At 38.8% G+C, this 19,296-nt stretch carries 23 protein-coding genes, 1 tRNA gene, 1 riboswitch and 1 other annotated feature; of the genes, 3 read left to right on the forward strand and 21 right to left on the reverse strand.

What is annotated here, in order from left to right; translation table 11 throughout:
• Nucleotides 1-34 precede the first annotated feature (34 nt).
• The 15 genes from cmk to JOD28_RS05765 form a co-directional block, all read right to left on the reverse strand.
• Nucleotides 35-712: a (d)CMP kinase gene (gene cmk / locus JOD28_RS05695; RefSeq protein WP_204769869.1), complete on the reverse strand. Its 678-nt coding sequence runs from the start codon at nucleotides 710-712 to the stop codon at nucleotides 35-37.
• 13 nt (nucleotides 713-725) lie between these two features.
• On the reverse strand, nucleotides 726-1,286 hold the full coding sequence (locus JOD28_RS05700) for a peptidoglycan-binding protein LysM (protein ID WP_204769870.1): 561 nt from the start codon (nucleotides 1,284-1,286) through the stop codon (nucleotides 726-728).
• Nucleotides 1,287-1,363: 77 nt separating this feature from the next.
• Complete coding sequence (locus JOD28_RS05705; protein ID WP_204769904.1) at nucleotides 1,364-1,951, reverse strand: ECF transporter S component; 588 nt, start codon at nucleotides 1,949-1,951, stop codon at nucleotides 1,364-1,366.
• 66 nt (nucleotides 1,952-2,017) lie between these two features.
• A riboswitch (FMN riboswitch) is annotated at nucleotides 2,018-2,153 on the reverse strand.
• A 46-nt stretch (nucleotides 2,154-2,199) separates the two neighbouring features.
• On the reverse strand, nucleotides 2,200-2,949 hold the full coding sequence (locus tag JOD28_RS05710) for a pseudouridine synthase (protein ID WP_204769871.1): 750 nt from the start codon (nucleotides 2,947-2,949) through the stop codon (nucleotides 2,200-2,202).
• Nucleotides 2,942-3,544: an SMC-Scp complex subunit ScpB gene (gene scpB, locus JOD28_RS05715; RefSeq protein ID WP_204769905.1), complete on the reverse strand. Its 603-nt coding sequence runs from the start codon at nucleotides 3,542-3,544 to the stop codon at nucleotides 2,942-2,944. Before scpB ends, JOD28_RS05710 begins: the two co-directional genes overlap by 8 nt.
• Complete coding sequence (locus tag JOD28_RS05720; protein ID WP_204769872.1) at nucleotides 3,537-4,313, reverse strand: segregation and condensation protein A; 777 nt, start codon at nucleotides 4,311-4,313, stop codon at nucleotides 3,537-3,539. The genes scpB and JOD28_RS05720 overlap by 8 nt, the downstream gene beginning before the upstream one ends.
• Nucleotides 4,280-4,648, reverse strand: a complete 369-nt coding sequence (locus JOD28_RS05725; protein WP_204769873.1) for a riboflavin biosynthesis protein RibT — start codon at nucleotides 4,646-4,648, stop codon at nucleotides 4,280-4,282. Before JOD28_RS05725 ends, JOD28_RS05720 begins: the two co-directional genes overlap by 34 nt.
• A gap of 34 nt (nucleotides 4,649-4,682) precedes the next feature.
• A complete protein-coding gene (gene xerD, locus JOD28_RS05730) occupies nucleotides 4,683-5,579 on the reverse strand; it encodes a site-specific tyrosine recombinase XerD (protein WP_204769874.1) in 897 nt (298 codons plus the stop codon).
• Complete coding sequence (locus JOD28_RS05735; RefSeq protein WP_204769875.1) at nucleotides 5,579-6,445, reverse strand: CvfB family protein; 867 nt, start codon at nucleotides 6,443-6,445, stop codon at nucleotides 5,579-5,581. The genes xerD and JOD28_RS05735 overlap by 1 nt, the downstream gene beginning before the upstream one ends.
• A gap of 93 nt (nucleotides 6,446-6,538) precedes the next feature.
• Complete coding sequence (locus tag JOD28_RS05740) at nucleotides 6,539-6,985, reverse strand: GatB/YqeY domain-containing protein (protein WP_204769876.1); 447 nt, start codon at nucleotides 6,983-6,985, stop codon at nucleotides 6,539-6,541.
• 82 nt (nucleotides 6,986-7,067) lie between these two features.
• Nucleotides 7,068-7,253 carry a 30S ribosomal protein S21 gene (gene rpsU, locus JOD28_RS05745; protein WP_004899901.1) on the reverse strand — a complete coding sequence of 62 codons (186 nt, stop codon included), beginning with the start codon at nucleotides 7,251-7,253 and terminating at the stop codon, nucleotides 7,068-7,070.
• A gap of 117 nt (nucleotides 7,254-7,370) precedes the next feature.
• Nucleotides 7,371-8,495 (reverse strand): tRNA dihydrouridine synthase, encoded by a 1,125-nt coding sequence (locus tag JOD28_RS05750; protein WP_204769877.1) that lies wholly within the window; start codon nucleotides 8,493-8,495, stop codon nucleotides 7,371-7,373.
• Nucleotides 8,496-8,586: 91 nt separating this feature from the next.
• Entirely contained in the window at nucleotides 8,587-9,918 is a 1,332-nt protein-coding gene (locus JOD28_RS05755; protein WP_239531116.1) for a bifunctional folylpolyglutamate synthase/dihydrofolate synthase, read from the reverse strand.
• A gap of 116 nt (nucleotides 9,919-10,034) precedes the next feature.
• Nucleotides 10,035-10,739, reverse strand: a complete 705-nt coding sequence (locus JOD28_RS05760) for a glycerophosphodiester phosphodiesterase family protein (protein WP_204769879.1) — start codon at nucleotides 10,737-10,739, stop codon at nucleotides 10,035-10,037.
• A gap of 177 nt (nucleotides 10,740-10,916) precedes the next feature.
• Nucleotides 10,917-11,858, reverse strand: a complete 942-nt coding sequence (locus JOD28_RS05765; protein ID WP_204769880.1) for an NAD(P)-dependent oxidoreductase — start codon at nucleotides 11,856-11,858, stop codon at nucleotides 10,917-10,919.
• 417 nt (nucleotides 11,859-12,275) lie between these two features.
• Between JOD28_RS05765 and JOD28_RS05770 the strand changes: the two genes are divergently transcribed.
• The 3 genes from JOD28_RS05770 (at nucleotide 12,276) to JOD28_RS05780 (ending at nucleotide 14,719) form a co-directional block, all read left to right on the forward strand.
• Nucleotides 12,276-13,412, forward strand: coding sequence for a PTS sugar transporter subunit IIC (locus tag JOD28_RS05770; RefSeq protein WP_204769881.1), 1,137 nt, complete (start codon nucleotides 12,276-12,278; stop codon nucleotides 13,410-13,412).
• Between the two features lie 56 nt (nucleotides 13,413-13,468).
• Nucleotides 13,469-14,509 carry a branched-chain amino acid aminotransferase gene (locus JOD28_RS05775; protein WP_204769882.1) on the forward strand — a complete coding sequence of 347 codons (1,041 nt, stop codon included), beginning with the start codon at nucleotides 13,469-13,471 and terminating at the stop codon, nucleotides 14,507-14,509.
• A gap of 138 nt (nucleotides 14,510-14,647) precedes the next feature.
• Nucleotides 14,648-14,719, forward strand: a tRNA-Glu gene (locus JOD28_RS05780).
• A 112-nt stretch (nucleotides 14,720-14,831) separates the two neighbouring features.
• Here the strand turns inward: JOD28_RS05780 and JOD28_RS05785 are convergent.
• The 6 genes from JOD28_RS05785 to rplU all read right to left on the reverse strand — a co-directional run bounded on the left by JOD28_RS05785 (nucleotide 14,832) and on the right by rplU (nucleotide 19,193).
• The gene (locus JOD28_RS05785) at nucleotides 14,832-15,359 is read right to left on the reverse strand and encodes a YutD family protein (protein ID WP_204769883.1); all 528 of its coding nucleotides are present in this window, start codon (nucleotides 15,357-15,359) and stop codon (nucleotides 14,832-14,834) included.
• 16 nt (nucleotides 15,360-15,375) lie between these two features.
• Complete coding sequence (locus JOD28_RS05790) at nucleotides 15,376-16,737, reverse strand: bifunctional metallophosphatase/5'-nucleotidase (RefSeq protein WP_204769884.1); 1,362 nt, start codon at nucleotides 16,735-16,737, stop codon at nucleotides 15,376-15,378.
• 131 nt (nucleotides 16,738-16,868) lie between these two features.
• Nucleotides 16,869-17,315, reverse strand: a complete 447-nt coding sequence (locus JOD28_RS05795; protein WP_204769885.1) for a hypothetical protein — start codon at nucleotides 17,313-17,315, stop codon at nucleotides 16,869-16,871.
• 1 nt (nucleotide 17,316) lies between these two features.
• On the reverse strand, nucleotides 17,317-18,411 hold the full coding sequence (locus JOD28_RS05800; RefSeq protein ID WP_204769886.1) for a M24 family metallopeptidase: 1,095 nt from the start codon (nucleotides 18,409-18,411) through the stop codon (nucleotides 17,317-17,319).
• 136 nt (nucleotides 18,412-18,547) lie between these two features.
• On the reverse strand, nucleotides 18,548-18,865 hold the full coding sequence (gene rpmA / locus JOD28_RS05805; RefSeq protein ID WP_013103994.1) for a 50S ribosomal protein L27: 318 nt from the start codon (nucleotides 18,863-18,865) through the stop codon (nucleotides 18,548-18,550).
• A gap of 28 nt (nucleotides 18,866-18,893) precedes the next feature.
• On the reverse strand, nucleotides 18,894-19,193 hold the full coding sequence (gene rplU / locus JOD28_RS05810; protein ID WP_204769887.1) for a 50S ribosomal protein L21: 300 nt from the start codon (nucleotides 19,191-19,193) through the stop codon (nucleotides 18,894-18,896).
• A gap of 11 nt (nucleotides 19,194-19,204) precedes the next feature.
• Nucleotides 19,205-19,288 (reverse strand) — a sequence feature (ribosomal protein L21 leader region).
• Nucleotides 19,289-19,296 lie beyond the last annotated feature (8 nt).

Here is a 19,296-nt window from a genome sequence, read left to right on the forward strand (position 1 = left end):
TGTATAGTAAAAAACAGCGTTTTCACGCTGTAAATTATTGTTTCTGTTTATTTTGAATAATTTTTGTGATTTTAGACACAACTTCATCAATACTTTGCCCGGTTGTGTCCACTAAAACGGCATCTTCAGCCTGTGTTAGTGGACTAATTTCGCGATGAGAGTCTTTATAATCCCTCGCCTCAATATCTTTTTTTAACGACACCAAGTCAACCGTCATGCCTTTAGCAATATTTTCTTTGTAGCGTCTGTTTGCACGTTCTTCAACACTAGCAATTAAAAATATTTTGACCTGAGCATATGGCAAAACTGTCGTGCCAATATCACGGCCATCCATAATAATATCACTACTGTTGGCAATATGCCGTTGTCGTCCTACTAAATCTTGGCGGACTGCTGCATATGAAGCAACTTGAGAAACATTATTCGTGATTTCTGTTGAACGAATGTCTTCAGTTACTTCTTGATTATTGAGATACACACGTTGGGTTGGTGTACCGGGTTCAAATCTAATGTCTATTTGTGTCAACAAGTTAACAATCCCTGACTCATCATCATAAGCTATGCCAGCATTTTTAGCCGCCAAGGTCACTGTACGATACATTGCACCTGTGTCAACGTAAACATATTTTAGATCAGTTGCCAATATTTTAGCAATTGTTGACTTACCTGCTGACGCTGGGCCATCAATTGCTACTTGGAAATTCTTTAACATAATTACCCTCTGCTTATTGCGTATTCAAATCTCTGCCAGCATATTGCGTATAGTTCTCAACCGTTAATCCAGGGTTCAATGCAACAACTTGTTCTGTTGTCATACCATGAGTTACAGCAAAATTATACAAAGTTTGACTAGCACCAAGAACTGCTGTTTGCGTTGCGCTTGAAGAGCTAGCTTGACTACTTGTTGCTTCACTTGAAGAAACACTTGAACTGACTTCAGCACTAGGTTCTTCACTTGACTGACTGTCAACTTCAGATTCTGAACTTGTTGACAAATCATCTGATGATGTATTTGACGATTCTGAAGAAGATGATTTGTCATCAGACGTTGATGATTTTTTAGAACTAACTGATTTGGCAGCTTGCTGTTCAGGCTCTTTGTGGTTCGCCCAAAAACCGTAAACCGGCACACTTGATAGAATGACTAAAGCCAAAATGCTCAAAAATAAACGTAACCCTTTATGTCCAGTTGCGTTATGATCAGATTTGCGAGCAAATTTTGGCTCTAGTTTTTGTTTTTTTGGCCGAGAAGATCGGCTCATGTTATTTGGGTCATAATCGTTCATTATAAAACGACCTCCATTGTCGTATATTCACTTAAAATTTTACCACATAGGACTTCATCAGTGTGTATAATGTTTGGTTAAGAATTTAAACTATTTTGTAATGGTCTCAAAATTGATAAGACACTCAAACTAACAACACCCCATATGGCACCCTGTATTAAGTTAAAAGGCAAGACCATGGCGACAAAATACTGCGTTAAGCCGATTATTTTTTCAATATCAAAATGGGCAAATTTTGCGTATAGTGGAACTGCTACAAACCAATTCATAATCACCGCCGCAACAGTCAACCCCAACGTTGCTACTATGACTGCCAATACACTTTTAACAATATTCTTAGTTTTAAACTGTGGCATCACCCAAAACATAATAAGCGCAAAAACGATTACTGCTACCAGATTAACTGGCAACCCCAGGTAGGTATTAACGCCCTCGTTTGCCAAAATTAATTTTAATACTGTTCGCAAAACAATCGTCCATATTGCTGCAGACGTATTAAGCCAGTAGCCAGCAATAAGAATAGGCACAATTGAAAAATCAAGCTTCAAAAAATCAGCCCCTGGAATCAATGGCACCTGCGGGAATAACATTAAACCAAACGAAATTGCGCTAAAAATCGCAATTAAGGTTAAGCGTTGCGTTCGTGTTGTTGATGAAATAGACATCATTTTTGCCTCAAAAAAGCTGCGCAATTTGTCAGGGTATCACAAAAAGGCAGCTTTAACTTTCTTTTTTAACTTCTTTATACCCGACTTTACGGTCGGCTCTGGATTTTGACCAGATCAGCTGCTTACGCAGGTCGCGGGCTTATCATGTCATGCATGTCTCACCGCCGGTTGGGAATTACACCCTACCCTGAAGTTTTTATTTAATTTTCATCATTGTAACAAATAAATAACCTAATAGCAATAATTTATTTTCTACGATAATTTTTGTAATCTTCTGCTTTTAAACGTTTAATTTCGGGGTTTGTTAATTTACGATATTCCCCAGACTGCAAACCAGTTAAATCGAAAAAAGCATATTGCTCTCGTGTCAATTTTTCAACAGGTAATCCCACCTTTTGCAACATGTTTTTAACTTGATGATTTCGACCTTCATGAAGAATAACACGGACCATACTAGTCTTCTTGTCTTTATCAATACGCTCAATCGTCACGCGCGCCGGTGCCGTCTTACGACCTTTAATGACAACACCATGTTTCAATGGCGCTAACTTATCATCTGTTGCAATACCCGCTACCTTCGCAATATATACTTTATCTACCCGTGACTTTGGGTGCATCAATTGATTAGCCACAACACCATCATTTGTCAATAACAACACGCCAGTTGTATCATAATCTAAACGCCCAATAGGATAAACACGTTCAGTAACGTCTGATAAAATATCTAGAACTGTTCGGCGACCTTTTTCATCATTGTTTGTCGTTACCACACCGCGTGGTTTATTTAATAAATAGTAAACTAATTTTTCACGACCCTCAAGCGGTACGCTATCAACAGTCACAGTGTCATTTGGCTCAACTTTCACACCAAGTGCTGTAATTGTTTGACCGTTCACTTGAACGCGACCCTTAGCAATGAGTTCTTCTGCGCCACGTCTGGAAGCTAATCCAGCTTGGGCAATTACTTTTTGTACACGTTGTGCTTCTTCAGACATGTTTGTTCTCTTCTTCCGTTTCTGCTAGACGCATTTCAAACGCGCTAGTAAATAACTCACCACCCTCATCATCAATTTCTAACGTATCAAAATCTGGTAGCGGTGGTAAATCTGATAATTGTTTTAAACCAAAATAATCTAAAAATTCTGCTGTTGTGCCATACATAATAGGTCTACCAGGTTCATCCTTTCGACCTGTAGCGATAATCAATTGTCGTAATGCTAATTTTTGTAAGGTCCCTGACGATTGCACACCACGAATTTGATCAATTTCAACACGTGTAATTGGTTGTTTGTAGGCAATAATGACCAATGTTTCTAATTGTGCTTGTGACAGCGTTGTGTTAATAGGCGCGTCAAAATAGCCTTTTACTACAGCACCAAGTCCTGATTTTGTGACTAAACGGTAGGCATCATCGGTTTCTCTAATTTCTAAAGCACTGGTGACGTCATTATCATAATGTGCTGCTAAATCATCAATTAGCGCGATCACAGCGGGCCGATCAAACTTTGTGATACTACAAATATCTTTAATTGTTATGCCTTCATCCCCCGCCACAAATAACACGGCTTCTATTTGAGCAAGATTATTCATTTTCATCCAACTTTTCAATTTTTAAAAATATTTCTGCGTACTTATCTGTTTGGTAAAGTACAATTTTATCTTCTTTAGCCATCTCAAGCACTGCTAAAAAAGTCATCACGAGCGGTTCACGATCGTAAACCTCATCAAACAATGATTCAAAACGAATTTCATCACCCACCTGATACAAAGCAAAGTGCCGTTTGATATTGTTAATGGCACGAGTCAACGTATATTTTTCACTGACAACCCGTCGGCTTATTGGACGTTGTTGTTTCTTTTTACTTAATAAATGCGAAAAAGCTGTTTGTAAATCGATTAACCCTAAACCTGGTGCTAGCTTTGTTTCAGGTATCATATCTATTGGCGCCAACATTGGCAACCTAGAAAATGATTGTTGATGTTGTATTTCACGTTCACGTAACTCGTTACTGGCAATTTGAAATTGCTTATATGTCAATAATTGCAACATTAACTCTTCGCGTGGATCAAAAAAATCGTCATCCACAAACTCATCATCAAATGTTTCTTGTGGCAATAAGTCAGATGATTTAATTTGAACAAGTGTGGCTGCCATAACCAAATATTCACTGGCAACATCTAGCTGCATATTTTGTTGTTCATGAATAAATGACAAATATTGTTCTGTAATCGTTGCAATGGGTAAGTCCAAAATATCCATTTCGGATTTTTTAATCAAATGCAATAATAAATCCAATGGCCCCTCAAATTCACTTAATTTAATTGTTAACCCATTGGTTGCGATGTCGACTTTCTCCACTTATTAATCAATTTTTGATTATCTAATGTACCCATAATAAAGGCTGTTTGGTTTTGACTCTGAAATTCTGATAACATGGCAAAATAATTGGCTGCTGTACGCGATTCTGGCGTCAGTGCCACGTGCCGGATAAGCACAATATCTTCGGACAAAAACTCAACACCTAAAACACCTTGGACTTGCGCACCATCTTGCCAAACATACAAGCAACGCGCATCACTCCCATTATACCAAGCAATCTCCGCATTTAAATGGGCTAATTCACGAAGACCTGGTAACAAAGATAGAATACCCATAACCGTCTTCTGATTGTCATTTCTAGCTTGTGTTAACATCGTTTCTCCTGAATTATTTTAGGTTAAAATCAGTTTACGCTCGTGGGTGAAAAGCGTCATACACTTCGCTTAACCTCTTCTTTGAAATGTGTGTATAAATTTGCGTTGTCGAAATATCAGCATGACCCAACAATTCTTGCACAATTCGCAAATCTGCACCATTTTCTAAAATATGGGTCGCAAAAGAATGCCGTAGTGTATGTGGAGACACATCTTTATCAATTCCTGCAGCCAATACTAATTTTTTAATGATTTTCCAGACACCTTGCCGACTTAATTGTGTGCCTCGATCATTTAAAAAAACAAACGGCGACACTTTTTCCTTTAATAAAGTTAACCGACTGTGAGCAAAATAGCGTTCTAACCACTCAGCAGCAACCTCACCAATCGGAATAATTCGCTCCTTATCACCTTTCCCAATCGTTTGAATTAGACCAAGTTGCAAATGCAAGTCACTCATTTTGAGGTTGACCAGCTCGCTCACACGTAAGCCCGTAGCATACATAACTTCAATAAGCGCTCTATTTCGTACACCTAATGCGGTTTTTTCAGTTGGCACCTGCAATAACGCATCAATTTCCGCAACACTCAATACCGCTGGTAGATGCTCTGCCTTTTTTGGGGGCTTCACATCAACCATTGGATTATGCAGAATCATTTTTTCTTGTGACAAATAACCAAAAAATTTACGCAATGACGTAACCATACGAATGACTGAATTATTTGATTTATTCAACTCACGTAAATGGTTTAACCAAGTGAGTATAACAACATGATCAATGGCATTTAAATTAAGTTTTTCAGCTGTCATATAGGCCCCAAATTGCTTCAAATCTTGCTGATAACTTTTAATTGTGTTGTCCGATAAGCCGCGCTCAATGCGAATATAATGTAAATAATCTGCAATGGCGTTATCTATTTCTTGTGTCATTATTTTTCAATTAGCTTAATGCCGCCATCAACTTGTTCAATGACGCGGTCTTTGTAGAGATGGCCTAGTGCCCTTTTAAATTGGCTTTTACTAAAACCAAATTGACGCTTAATAGCTTCTGGTGCGCTTTTGTCATTAAATGGCAAAAAGTGGTCACTACGTCGTTGTAACTGTACAAGCAGGAACTGTGCGTCTTCGTCCATGGTTTTATATGCTAATGGCTTCAAAGATAGGTTCAACGAGCCGTCCTCTCGCACACCAATAACGCGCGCATCAACAACCTGTCCTAAACGTGGTTCATCATCACGTTGTGAAGGATGAATGAATCCAAGATAATATTCGTCAGTTACAACAAGTGTCCCAGCAATTTTATTACGATAAACAGTTGCTTTAACAGTTTTTGATTTTATTTCTTGCGGTGCACGGCGAGACACGGCATCAATAATATTTTGTTGCGCAATCGCACCCCAAAGGCGTCCCTTATTGTCCTCTTTCATAGCTAACATCAACTTGTCGCCCTTTTGTGGCCACAAAGTTGTTATTGTTGGTAAATCATCTAGAGATACAACAAGATCTTTATTGGGTAATCCAATCGACACAAAAACGCCTAAATCATGACGGTTCGCCACAACACTGCCCCACCCATAGACATCTTTTTGTGCAGTTGGGGCTTGTTTTGTTATTTGAAATTTATGATTCTCATTCTCATAGGCAAACCCAGTGACAAAGCCACCAACCTTTAGGGGTTTCTCAAGTTCAGCTTTATCGATTTCATAAGTATGCCCATCGATTTGCGCGAAAAAGAATTTATCATTTTCGTCTGTTACATTTGCTTTAATAATTGTTCCAACTATTGGATTCGTCATCAATTTTCCTCTGACACGCAACTTCACGTGTTTTCTTTAATAGTCTATTTTACCATGAATAAGTTTATCTTGTTATACCTAGACAGACCGACATCATTTATTTAACGCTGTTTTGACAAGATTTGCGACTAATTTACCGTCCGCCTTGCCTTTCACCTGCGGTGTTACAAGCCCCATAACCTTACCCATGTCCTTTGGCGTTGTTGCATCTGTTATGGTAACTGCTTCATCAACAATTGCCTTAACTTCTACCTCAGTCAATTGTTTTGGTAAGTATTTTGCAAGCGTATCCAATTCAGAACGAATTCCTTGGGCTAAATCTGGACGGTCACCTTTTTCAAATTCTGACAAGGATTCATGACGTTGCTTAACTTCACGTGATAGAACCGTGAGTTCTTCTTCATGAGTTAATTCGTGTCCTAAGCTAATTTGTTCGTTCATGACTGTAGATTTCACCATACGAATAACGGATAAGGCAGCCTTATTTTTATCCTTCATAGCTTGTTTCATATCAGCGTTCAATGTTTCGAGTAATGACATTTTTTTCTTCTTTCCTGTATTATATTGTTACTTTATTTTACCACAAAAGAAAAACGCCACCAAAGTGACGTTCTAGAACCAATTAACGGCCCTTCTTCTTGTTACGCTTTTGTGCTGCTTCAGACTTCAATTTACGAGCAACTGAAGGCTTAACATAGAATTCGCGCTTACGGTATTCTTGGAGAGTACCGTCCTTTGAAACACCGCGCTTAAAGCGACGCAATGCATCATCCAAAGATTCGTTCTTACGTACGATGACCTTTGCCATGTGATAACCCTCCTTTCTCGCATTTTATTTCGTTTAAACGACATGCTATAAATACCTATTAATTTTAGCAAAAATAAACGTTACTGTCAATCATTGATTTATGTGGCAATCGAAAAATTACTGTGTTGCTGACGCCTCTATTTTAGCAGCATTCGCTGCGGCCATATCGTCACTTGCTGCCTGATTATCACGATAAATATGCTTATCCTGCGCCACGGCAGCGTAGACCTTTGGCAATTCTCGACTCAAAACGTCCCTGACTTCTTGTGTTGCATGGGTTTCCATTAACATTTGGCGCAATGCTGAAGCATGTGCAAAACCACGTAAATAGATTTTGAAATAACGTTTTAAGGCCTCAAAATGTTTTGGTGTGATTGTATCATTAACTTCATCAAACAGGTCTAGCTGTAGATTAAGCAGTGCGATCGATTCCGACAATGTATGTTGACGTTCCTGTTTTTCAAATGCATAAGGATTTTCAAAAATACCACGACCAATCATAATGCCATCAATTCCTAAATGTCTTTTGACAAGTTGAAGTCCAGCTGCGCGTGTTTTAATATCGCCGTTGATCTGAATTAATGTTTGAGGTGCAATTGCATCACGCATTGCCAAAATTTCATCAATATATTCTTCATGTGCTGGCGCTTTTGACATTTCTTTACGTGAACGCAAATGAACAGTCAAAACAGCCACATCTTGCTTTAGAATAACGGGTAGCCATTCGCGAAATTCTTCAGGCTTATAAAACCCTAAACGTGTTTTCACAGAAACTGGCAATCCAGACAACTTAGCTGCAGCCACAATTTCGGAGGCCAATTCTGGCGTTCGAATTAAGGCCGATCCAGCATTGTTTTTAATCACTGAATTGTCTGGGCATCCCATATTAATATCAACTGCTTGATAACCCATACTTGGTAACTTTTTTGCAGCATCAGCAATTTCTTCAGGACGTGATCCCCAAATTTGGGCAACTGGTTGCTGTTCGTGTTCGGCGACAGCTAGCCTACCTTGAACAGAAAACTTTGCCTGCGGATGTAACATTGAACTGGCATTAGTAAATTCAGTATAATATACATCTGGTGCGCCAGCTTGAGCCACGACACGTCGAAATATAGTATCTGTAACGGCTTCCATCGGTGCCAAACTAAAAAATGGCTGTTTATCAGTCGCAACATGTCCAACTTGAGCATGTTGAACGACCATGTCCCAGAACTTGTTTTGAGGAGACTTTAAAGTCATATCTCTTCTCCTTATTTATTGTAAGTTAATCAAATATAACATATTTACGTAACGGTTGCACATACTCGATTTCGACTTACCCTACAAAAAATTAGATGCGATTATCTTTTTGAATGGCATTGAGTGTGTAAAAAGAACCAGTAACGACAATCAATGCTTGTGATGATTCTCGAACACGCATTGCCAGCGAAATAGCTGCTGAAGCATCACTAGCAATTTCAACATCAACATTTGGATAACTGACCAATATTTCAGCTGCCAGTTCTTCGGCAGATAGGGCGCGCGTTTTGTTGTTTGGTGTCACGGTTATAATACGTTGTACACTTGGCACGATTATATCCAACATCTCGTGATAATCTTTATCTTTCAAAACGCCTAAAATCAGAGTAGGTTTAATTTTTAAATGCCATGCATTTAACGCTGACACAAGGCCATTAATCCCATCGACATTATGCGCTGCATCAAATAAGATATTCACGTCTTTATGATAATTCATACGCCCAAGTAATTTAACATTTGCAAGTCCTTGCCGTGTTTTTTCGACTTCAAAATGATACCCTAAAGCCTCCAGTGCTGCTTTAATTTGTAATACAATACTAAAATTATGTACCTGAAAAGCACCCGACATACTCAAAAAATAGCCGGGTGTGCCATTAATGATAAGATCCAAACCTGCGGGAGTTGTATTTGCAATCGTAATCTGATCTTGTTGGTATTCAAACCACTTAGCGCCTACTGCCAAAGTTTTATTTTTTAATACTTGTCGCGCTGTTAGATCTTGCCCCGCATAATCAATTACCCATGTACCAGGTTTGATTATAGCTGCTTTATTTTCTGAAATTTCTAACAAATTACGCCCAAGTATATTCTGGTGATCAATACTGATCTTTGTAAATACCGTTAAGAGTGGTGCATTAATCGCATTAGTGGCATCTCGCAAGCCGCCTAAACCTGCTTCAAATAACACAAAATCCACATGTTGATCTACAAAATAGCATAAAGAAATAACTGTGAAGTATTCAAAATATGTCAGATGATTGGCAGAAACACCGTGTGTTTTAAAAATGGCAACAATACGATCGTAATACGTCAAAAAATCTTTCTCGGAAATCATATTGTCATTAATGCAAATTTGTTCACGGGATGACTTGATATATGGGCTTGAAAAACGGCCATAATCATAACCATTGGCCTGCAAAACAGCCCCCATCATTGCCCCTGTTGAACTTTTGCCGTTCGTTCCAGCAATGTGTATGATTTTCAATTTTTGATCAGGATTTTCCAACCAGTCTAATACTTCACGAACAATTGGCACACGTGTATCGTCAAGTATATGCCATTTATTATCAAAGCTCTTAATCACATTTCTATAGCGCGTTGCCAGCCGCATATCGCGTTTTTCTTCTGGTTTTGCCACAATCATCCTCCGATAATTTCTTTGAAATCTATTCTATCACATGTTTTCATTAAAAACGCTGTTTGATAAAACAGAATATCATATCATTATCAGACAATCATCGAATTTTGAATCAATATTATTTATACTGGGAAATCTGTAAATATTGCATGTACACCCCATTTTTGTAACTTTTTAGCCACTACTGCTTCGTTAACTGTCCACACATTGACTTGTAAGTCATGTGACAATAATAACTTAACTTGTTCTTCTGTCATATAAGTCACATCGGGATGAATGTAAGTTGCACCCACATTTTTGGCTAATTCAATAATATTATTAGGCAATTCGCCTTCAATTAGTAAACCAATCGGTATTTTTGGCATCAATTCATGGTATTTCTTCAATAAATCGACATCAAAACTAGAAACAATCACTTGGCTTGTTTGATTGAGCTGATGTAAAGATTGATGAACACGCATCAGATAAAAATTTTGCTGTTCATGCTTCACCTCTGTTTTAAGTTCAAAATTCACATTAAGTGCATGCGCATTGATAAAATCAATCAGCCACTGCAAGGTAACAATGCGTTCATCCGTAAACTCGTCCCCAAACCACTGCCCAAAATCTAGTTTTTGCAAACCAAGTAACGAATTATGGTTAACCAAACCATTTCCATTAGACGTTCGATCAACTTTACTATCATGAATCAAGACTAACTGACCATCTGAAGTCATATCAATATCAGTTTCTAACCAGTCAACGCCCAAATTGACCATTTTTTCAAAAGCTGCGCGGGTGTTTTCTGGTGCCTGAGCAGAAATACCGCGATGTGCTATCTTTTGCATAAAAAAACCTCTCAATTATTTATTTTGACACTAGGCACGCTTGTCATAATTATGCCCGCTTATACTATCTCTATCCTACCAAAATTACTTAAACACACATATCATATTATGTTTTAGTTTTGTAAATCAGTGTAAAGTTATCGTCATTTAATCAATTTCTTTGCGTCAAAATTCGACTTAATAGCCATGATCTAAATTCACAACATTTTGTTTAATCGTGCCGTCTGTTACAAACGATTGCAGATTCTTTTCAAGAACGCTAAATAAGCCACCTGTTCGCCCTGCATTAACATGTTCGCCCCAACTAGTATGCTGTGTTAGCAATACTTGCCAACGTTCAAAAAGCGGATGATTTGTAGGCAACGGTTCTGGTGTTGTCACATCAAGTGCCGCATAGGTCACTCGTGAGTCATCAATTGCTGCCAGCAAGTCATCTTGGTTCAACGTTGTGCCCCGACCAATATTGATGAACAAAAATAATTGATTAACTTGTTCGAAAAAGCGGGCATCAAAAAAGTTTTCAGTCATCGGTGTGCCCGGTAAGCCATCTACCACAACGCGCGACTTCGCTAGTGCCTTTTGATAATTATGTATACTGTATACTTCATCAAAGCCCACAACTGGATGTCCAGTTGTATTCACACCATAGACAGTGCCACCAAAAGCCTTAATATGCGCGGCAATTTGCTGCCCAATGCGTCCTGTTCCAAATACTAAAACGGGCAACTCATTAACTAGATATTGATTCGTAAAAGGTTCCCAATGTTTTCGTGAGGCGTAAACATTTAAACCACGCGCAAAATATAAGATATAGCTTAGGACCGTCTGCGCAATTGGCACAGCCTTTAGGCCACTAGCGTTAGTCACGACAACACCAAAATTCTTGAGCGTTTTTAACGGTAAGTAGTCCACACCAGCAGATTGTGTTTGAATCCATTTTAATTTTGAATTTGGATTGTTTAATATTTGCTTACCAATCGCATCATCCCATGCGTAACTGATAACAATTTCAGGTATCTGCTGTGCCGTAACAGTATCTGGTGTGACAACCGTTACATCATATTTTGCTAAAAAAGCACGATCTGATTCAGTAATTGCTTTCACTGCTAAAAGTAACATGTCGGGACCTCTAATTCATTTTCTACTATTATACCAAACCATAATATTTTTAACATAAAATGAGATTTAAATTAAAATGTTGACATTTAATTATTTTGATGCCATAATATAAAATATCAAATCAAAGGAAACTCATGCGATGCTCATGTTAAGTTCATACAACTTCACAAAACTCATTTCGATCAACGTCGTCATTATTACCTGACTTCTCGCTGGTCTATTTTGTCTACCAGTCGAGAAGTCAATTCTCGACTGGCGTGAAGATGTTGAATTTTTCAGCATTCTCAAGAGGCGCTAGTTTATTGCTAGCGCCTCTTTTTCTTTTGATTTTTATGGTATGTTGCAAGCACAAGTTCAGTCATTGGTTGAAAAACAGTGTTTTTATCACTAACTGAGCGCTATTTAGGAGGATTTATAATGGATCAAACAACAACAGCACCGCTCACAGCGGCTAAACATGACAAAACGTCATCTAGTAACAAAGAACGGCCAAAATCAACCGTCCGAGATGCCGTGTTTGACATTTCCACCGGCATTTCAAATGCCATTCTCGCTGTGCTTGGCATGGGTCTATTAATGTCTTCAATCGGGAATCTACTTGGGTATACACCTCTCATACAAGCTGGACTAATGGGTCAAAAGTTATTGGCCCCTGCCCTTGGCGTTGGTATCGCCATCATGATGCGCGCTAACATTTTGACAACTGGTGCTGCCTTGATTTCTGCTACGGTAGGTTCGAATGCCGTCTACTTCACCTCAGCTATGACACCACAAACACATACTGCAACAGGTTGGGTAGCTGATCAAGCTGCTGGATCAATTGTGTTGACTTCTGGTCAGCCAATCTCTGCTGTTTTAGCAGCAGTACTGGCTGTACTCGTTGGTAATTGGTTGACCGGTAAAACGCCACTAGACATGATGCTCGTGCCACTAGTCGCCGTTCTCGCTGGTACATTCTTTGGATTGGGTACAGCGGCAGTTACGACACCATTTTTAAACTGGGTATCAGAGTCTTTAGCTTCAACAATGAGCGTTAATCCTTTCCTTGGTTCGTTCATTGTCTCAGTTGTTTGGTTCTTGTTTTTAATGACGCCAGCCTCCTCTGCCGCCCTTGCTATTGCAGTTATGCTCGATCCACTTTCAGGTGGTGCCGCTTTAATTGGCACCACCGCAGGATTCGTTGTTTACACAGCTATGGGATGGACACAAAATAATATAGGTGCTAATATTGCCCAAACAATTGTCACACCAAAAGTACAGTTTCCTAATTTATTAAAAAGCCCTCTACTCATGTTTGGCCCTGCGTTCATAGCTGGTATGTCAGCTATGGTCGCTGTTGGTATATTTCATCTGAAAGTGCCATTTGCCATTGCAGGGCTTGGCTTAAATGGCTTTATTGCACCAATAGCATTAGCTTCATCTGACCCTCGCGCACTAGTACTAGTTGCTGTATTTGGTATTTTAGTACCCGTTGTTGCTAGCATGGCAATGTACTACGCCTTGAAAAAATCAGGTAAAACACGTAAAAATGATTTACATTTAGATGTTGTTTAATTTTTATATAAGCGTTATAGTAAAATTATTATATTTTTATAAGAAAGAAGAAGAAAATGTCACAGAAGAAAGCACAACCCAAAGATTTCAATTGGTCAGAACTTGGATTTGAATATCACGACCTTCCTTACCGCTTCCGCGCCTATTATAAAGATGGCAAATGGAGTGAAGGTGGTCTAGAAACTGACTCTAATTTACCAGTGAATGAGGCAGCAACTGGTCTTCACTATGGCCAAAACATTTTTGAAGGTTTGAAAGTATACAGACGCCAAGATGGTGGTGCTAATCTGTTTCGCCCTGACCGTAACGCAAAAAGATTACAAAATTCAGCTGCGCGGCTGATGATGGCACCAGTTCCTGAAGAACTATTCTTGCGTGCCTTAAATGCTGTTACAAAAGCAAATAAAGATTTTATCCCGCCCTACGGTACAGGTGCAACGCTTTATCTTCGGCCATTCGAATTTGGAGGTGGTCCAGTTGTTGGCGTACATCCTGCGGATAATTATGTTTTTGAAGTCTACGCAACGCCTGTTGGCGCATACTATAAAGGTGGTTTAACGCCAACGGCCTATGTTACTAATGAATATGATCGTGCAGCTCACGGTGGTACTGGCGCGGCTAAGGCTGGTGGTAACTATGGCGCATCAATGCTTGCTGGTGACGAAGCACACGCTGCTGGCTACTCTGATGTTGTTTATCTAGATCCGCGTTTGCATGAAAATATTGAAGAGTTAGGTTCCGCAAACTTCTTTGGTATCACAAAGGACGGTCGCTTCTTGACACCAAAGTCACCTTCAATTTTGCCATCAGTAACAAAGTACTCTCTTCTTGAAGTCGCAAAGGAGCTGGGACTGGAAGCCGAGGAAACAACCATTTCAATCAATGATTTGGACCAATTCACAGAGGCAGGTGCTATGGGAACTGCAGCAGTTATTTCTCCTGTCGGATCAATTACGCATCATGGCAATAAACATGTCTTTTACTCAGAGACAGAGGTTGGTCCTTGGACACAAAAATTGTACGATCGTCTGACTGCTATTCAATATGGTGATGAAAAAGGTCCAGAAAATTGGGCCGTTAATGTTCCCCTTGATTAATTTTTGATTCGCACAGCGTCTTTCAATAAAAAATGCCGTACTGTAAAATAATTGTTTTATCGTTTAATCATTGACGAGTAAACTATTTCTTGTTATACTAGTATAGTTGTCTGATGGATATCAGACATCACTGACCATGGCTCGTTGGTCAAGTGGCTAAGACGCTGCCCTTTCACGGCGGAATCGAGAGTTCGATTCTCTCACGAGCTATATCAAGTCGCAACTCCGGTTGCGGCTTTTTATGTGTTCAGTATTTTTAAAAATAAACCCTAAAGTTTGGATAATATCAGTCCGAACTTTAGGGTTTATGTCATTAAAATGGTTATTTTTGTTTGATTACAAATGCGCGTTTTGTAGTCGTTTTGTTACTTGATGCCACTTTTTTATTTTTATTGATTTTTTCTTTACTATTATTTCTATTTTTTTCAGTTTTTTTATGTGTATTTCTATGTGATCGCTTACTATTTTTTGACCGCTCCTCTGGTTCAACTGGACGCGGGTTAACATTCTCCAAAACAAAGTAAGGTGCACCAAAATTAACATATTCAAATAAATAATCCTGAAGTGAAGCTATTTTATCATCATTTGCCACTGTTTTGTCATTGCGATAAAAGCCCTTTAGTCTTAACTGCTCCGCAGAAATATCGCCAACAATATAATCATATTGTGCCAGCAAAGGTGTATATCGGATAGCTAACTTTTCTGTGTCAAAAGCCGACTTGAAATTATCTACCAATTCTAACGTTAGTTTATCAATTTCTATTTCATCACCGTGTCGTGTAATCTGATATGCTGTTTTACGTTCTTCTTGTTGCAATAATGTTTGCGTTTTTAATGTTTCACGATCCATATGGAGTGCCTTTCCTCTAAACAGCGTGTTTGGTATCACTGTACTTTTCTTGATAATATTGTGCCATCAACTCGCGTAATAAAATGTCTAATTGTATTTTAGCAGGGGCTTGTTGTATAATCGGGAAAAATGGGACCCATTTATAGTGATCAAGTGTTGCAATGTTATATTGCTTCTGATTTTCAAGCGGTTTTCCTTGGTATAAAATTTGTCCATCACGCTGACGATCAATACCAGAAAAACGAATATAACCAAATACTTTACCACGAAATCCACTACCCTTCATTGCTAATGTTGCTAACCAACTTTGTTGCTCGTCAATCTCTTCAAAGAGCGTCTTGATTTCTTGGCCTGTTAATGTGATTAACATCGGATTAATAGCATGTGGCATACTCTCCAACAACTCATATTGGCTTAAATCGCCTTTAGGCAAATCATCAACAAACATACCACTCGAGACCATGGCAGCTGGTACGTTAAAATATTTTTTCAAGGCTCGCAGTGCATCATAATTTTGTTCATCAGTAGTTAAGTCGCGTGGTAACGTTGTCACATGCTTTTTTTCTAACAATTTCTGCCCGTTACGTAACCAACCACTAATCAAAGTGTAGTCTTCATCAGATTCTGCTATTTCATATATTGGTGTAGTTACAGCTTGCTTATTTAAGATATGATGATTGGAAAGAGACAGTGTGATATCACCAACATTTTCCCCATATCGACCAGCTGCAGCTAATAAACTACCATTTAATAGTTTACCATGTGGTAACAAATGATGTGTGTGTGCGCCAATGATCACATCAATATCATACTTTTCACCAATATGTTCATCAGTAGGCAAACCTAAATGTGATAGTAGAATAACGACATCTGCTTGTTGATGAAGCAAAGGTAATAATTTATCGATTGTTTCATCAATCTGCTGCGGATACCAACCCAAGGCAGGATATGTCAGATCATACGGGGCTGTCAATGCGAAAATAGCTAGTTTTGTGCCAACAGCAGTTTGGATAATTTTATAATTTTGAGCCCACTTAGGCTGTGTTTGATTTGGTTCTTCTTTCAAATTACTTAGTATAACATCAAAATCAGCGTCATCATATAAATGATTCATTGCATCATGCGATAACACTAATCCTTCATTATTGCCAATGGTTACCCCATCATAATGAGCATCGTTCATTAATGCCACATTTCCTTGGCCCATTGTTGCATCCGTAAATGGATTCAAACGATCAATTGCATCGCCAATATCAAACGTGTAACTTTCTGAGTACTGTATTTGCTTATTTGACAAAAATCTTAATATACGTGGCCAGTTTTCAAAATGAGAATGCATATCATTTGTATGCAATAGGTGTATTGTTTCAGTCAGCATCTAAATCCTTTCTATACGCCGCATAATACCATGGCTATTTATTATTTTAAATATATGTTTGACAATATTTTTTATTATATAGTTCTATTTTACACTAACTGCACAAAAAAGGCGCTGCATTTCGCAGCGTCTTATTGACCGAAATGATACAAAAACGCCATAAAGTTTTGTAAATTCGCGGGGAAAGCGTTTAAACCCCAAATAATACGTTCATGTTCACCGGGCGCTTTGTAACGTACGCCCCACTCATCGTTTAAACTTGCGTCCATATGTGAAGGACCATGGTACTCAGACATCCATGTGTTAAGATATGACATGGCTTCTTGCGCAAAAGCATCCCAAGATGTAGTCATATCCACCCAAGGCTCTTGATATCGCCATTTGAATGATTCACCCTTTTCATTAAAATGTGGGTTGTAATAATCAAAATCAATATCTAAAATGTTTTTGACTTCTTGACGCTTGTCTCGGCTTTGCCAAAATGCGTGCCCTTCATGTCGTTTAACATAAATATAATCAAATCCAGTCACCAAATTACCACGATAAACCACCAAAAAATCTAATCGTGCCTGTTTCATATTAACCCTCGATTATAATCAAATCTTTGGTAATACCCGCCGTCAAATTTTCATAACCATCCTGTGTCACAATGATATCATCTTCAATACGAACACCACCTTTTTCAGCTAAATAAACCCCTGGCTCAATTGTCAATAAGTGTCCTGCTTGTATTTCATCACTTGACTGTGCGCTTAATGCAGGCCCCTCGTGTATATCTAAACCAACGCCGTGACCTGTTGAATGATTATAATACTCACCATAACCATGCGCTGCAATGTAATCTCTTGCCACATGATCGATTTCGCTACCAGAAATACCTGGTTTTATAATGCCAATGGCATTCTCATTCGCTTGCTTGACTACTGCATAAACTTCTTTTAGTTCATCGCTAATGTTTCCAACAGCAATGGTACGTGTTACATCAGATGTGTAATTTGCAACATAGTAGCCGAAATCAATTGTAACCAAATCTCCTGATTCAATGGCTTTATCCGTCGCTTCACCATGTGGTAATGCTGAGCGATATCCTGATGCAACAATCGTATCAAACGATGCTTTTTCAGCACCATATTTCTTTTGCAAGCGGTCCAATTCATTGGCAACTTGACGTTCCGTCATACCAACTTTAATCAAAGGAAGCAACTCATTAAATGCGTGCACGGAGGCTTGAGCTGCATTTCGTAAGGCTGCTAATTCGGAATCGTCTTTTATCTCTCGCAGCGCTTCAACAGCTGAAGGTAATGCATCAAAGGCAATATCTGCTGGTAATAATTCATCAATATAATCATAGATATTGTATGGCAAGTCTGCCTCAAACGCCAATTGTTTAATATTGAATTCTACGGCGGTAGCTACTGCCTCTTCGTAATAGGCACGAGTGATTTTCAAATCAACTCCTGCAGGTAAACGATGACTATAATCCGTTTCATAACGTGAATCAGTAATTAAGCGTGCCTGATTGCGCCCAATGACAATAACGCCGTCACCAGTACCACCATCAAAACCTGTTAAATACTTTGTATTAGCGCCTTGATAAACGATCATACCATCAAGAGATAGTTTCTTTAAAAGTTTTTGTAATTTGGTAATTCGTGCTTCAAAATATTTAGTCATATAATGTATCCTTTTTGTTTAGTCGATATTTTCATTATAGCACAAGTACCCATTCAATCTATTGATTCCTCGTCTCGTTATTGCTTTGGACATTAAAAAAATCAGAACAATAAATTGTCCTGATTTTTAAATTGGATTACTTTGCAGCAGCCAAAATTTCATTGTATTGTTCACGTGAGTAAACAGATACTTGACGCTTTTCGCGACCTTTACGTTCAAACTTTACGACACCATCTGACAAAGCAAAAAGTGTGTCATCGCCACCCTTTTTAACATTCACACCTGGATAGATATGTGTGCCACGTTGGCGATAAATAATCGAACCAGCTGTCAAAGCTTGTCCGTCAGCAACCTTAGTTCCTAAACGACGACCAGCTGAGTCACGACCGTTGGCTGAAGATCCGCCACCTTTGTGGTGCGCGAACATTTGTAAGTTTTCTTGGTTCATCAACATAAGTCTATTTCTCCTTTACAAGTAATGATTACGCGATTGAATCAATCTTCACGCGTGTATATGGTTGGCGGTGACCTTGCTTAGAATGCATATTCTTCTTAGCCTTGTACTTGAAAGTAATCACTTTCTTTTGCTTGCCCTGCTTTTCAACAGTTCCAGCAACTTTAGCACCTTCAACAAAAGGTGCCCCAACTTTGCCATCAATCAAAACAACTTGGTCAAAAGTAACCTTTTCACCTTCAGCTGCATCTAACTTTTCGACGAAAATTGTATCGCCTTCAGCGACTTTATATTGTTTGCCGCCTGTTACAATAATTGCGTATGCCATTATTGAATTCTCCTTATACTTAGACTCACCATCCCAGGCGGGTCGGCCCTAGTCCGACACGTACTTCAACCTGTTCCGAGTGGTTGTAGCTATGCTAACAACC

The organism is Leuconostoc rapi (assembly GCF_016908715.1).
Classification (GTDB): Bacteria; Bacillota; Bacilli; order Lactobacillales; family Lactobacillaceae; genus Leuconostoc; species Leuconostoc rapi.

What these genes read in the sequence shown, in the direction of transcription:
- cmk (WP_204769869.1), bottom strand. Translation starts at nt 712, where the DNA reads ATGTTAAAGAATTTCCAAGTAGCAATTGATGGCCCAGCGTCAGCAGGT.
- JOD28_RS05700 (WP_204769870.1), bottom strand. Translation starts at nt 1,286, where the DNA reads ATGAACGATTATGACCCAAATAACATGAGCCGATCTTCTCGGCCAAAA.
- JOD28_RS05705 (WP_204769904.1), bottom strand. Translation starts at nt 1,951, where the DNA reads ATGTCTATTTCATCAACAACACGAACGCAACGCTTAACCTTAATTGCG.
- JOD28_RS05710 (WP_204769871.1), bottom strand. Translation starts at nt 2,949, where the DNA reads ATGTCTGAAGAAGCACAACGTGTACAAAAAGTAATTGCCCAAGCTGGA.
- scpB (WP_204769905.1), bottom strand. Translation starts at nt 3,544, where the DNA reads ATGAATAATCTTGCTCAAATAGAAGCCGTGTTATTTGTGGCGGGGGAT.
- JOD28_RS05725 (WP_204769873.1), bottom strand. Translation starts at nt 4,648, where the DNA reads ATGTTAACACAAGCTAGAAATGACAATCAGAAGACGGTTATGGGTATT.
- xerD (WP_204769874.1), bottom strand. Translation starts at nt 5,579, where the DNA reads ATGACACAAGAAATAGATAACGCCATTGCAGATTATTTACATTATATT.
- JOD28_RS05735 (WP_204769875.1), bottom strand. Translation starts at nt 6,445, where the DNA reads ATGACGAATCCAATAGTTGGAACAATTATTAAAGCAAATGTAACAGAC.
- JOD28_RS05740 (WP_204769876.1), bottom strand. Translation starts at nt 6,985, where the DNA reads ATGTCATTACTCGAAACATTGAACGCTGATATGAAACAAGCTATGAAG.
- rpsU (WP_004899901.1), bottom strand. Translation starts at nt 7,253, where the DNA reads ATGGCAAAGGTCATCGTACGTAAGAACGAATCTTTGGATGATGCATTG.
- JOD28_RS05750 (WP_204769877.1), bottom strand. Translation starts at nt 8,495, where the DNA reads ATGACTTTAAAGTCTCCTCAAAACAAGTTCTGGGACATGGTCGTTCAA.
- JOD28_RS05755 (WP_239531116.1), bottom strand. Translation starts at nt 9,918, where the DNA reads ATGATTGTGGCAAAACCAGAAGAAAAACGCGATATGCGGCTGGCAACG.
- JOD28_RS05760 (WP_204769879.1), bottom strand. Translation starts at nt 10,739, where the DNA reads ATGCAAAAGATAGCACATCGCGGTATTTCTGCTCAGGCACCAGAAAAC.
- JOD28_RS05765 (WP_204769880.1), bottom strand. Translation starts at nt 11,858, where the DNA reads ATGTTACTTTTAGCAGTGAAAGCAATTACTGAATCAGATCGTGCTTTT.
- JOD28_RS05770 (WP_204769881.1), top strand. Translation starts at nt 12,276, where the DNA reads ATGGATCAAACAACAACAGCACCGCTCACAGCGGCTAAACATGACAAA.
- JOD28_RS05775 (WP_204769882.1), top strand. Translation starts at nt 13,469, where the DNA reads ATGTCACAGAAGAAAGCACAACCCAAAGATTTCAATTGGTCAGAACTT.
- JOD28_RS05785 (WP_204769883.1), bottom strand. Translation starts at nt 15,359, where the DNA reads ATGGATCGTGAAACATTAAAAACGCAAACATTATTGCAACAAGAAGAA.
- JOD28_RS05790 (WP_204769884.1), bottom strand. Translation starts at nt 16,737, where the DNA reads ATGCTGACTGAAACAATACACCTATTGCATACAAATGATATGCATTCT.
- JOD28_RS05795 (WP_204769885.1), bottom strand. Translation starts at nt 17,315, where the DNA reads ATGAAACAGGCACGATTAGATTTTTTGGTGGTTTATCGTGGTAATTTG.
- JOD28_RS05800 (WP_204769886.1), bottom strand. Translation starts at nt 18,411, where the DNA reads ATGACTAAATATTTTGAAGCACGAATTACCAAATTACAAAAACTTTTA.
- rpmA (WP_013103994.1), bottom strand. Translation starts at nt 18,865, where the DNA reads ATGTTGATGAACCAAGAAAACTTACAAATGTTCGCGCACCACAAAGGT.
- rplU (WP_204769887.1), bottom strand. Translation starts at nt 19,193, where the DNA reads ATGGCATACGCAATTATTGTAACAGGCGGCAAACAATATAAAGTCGCT.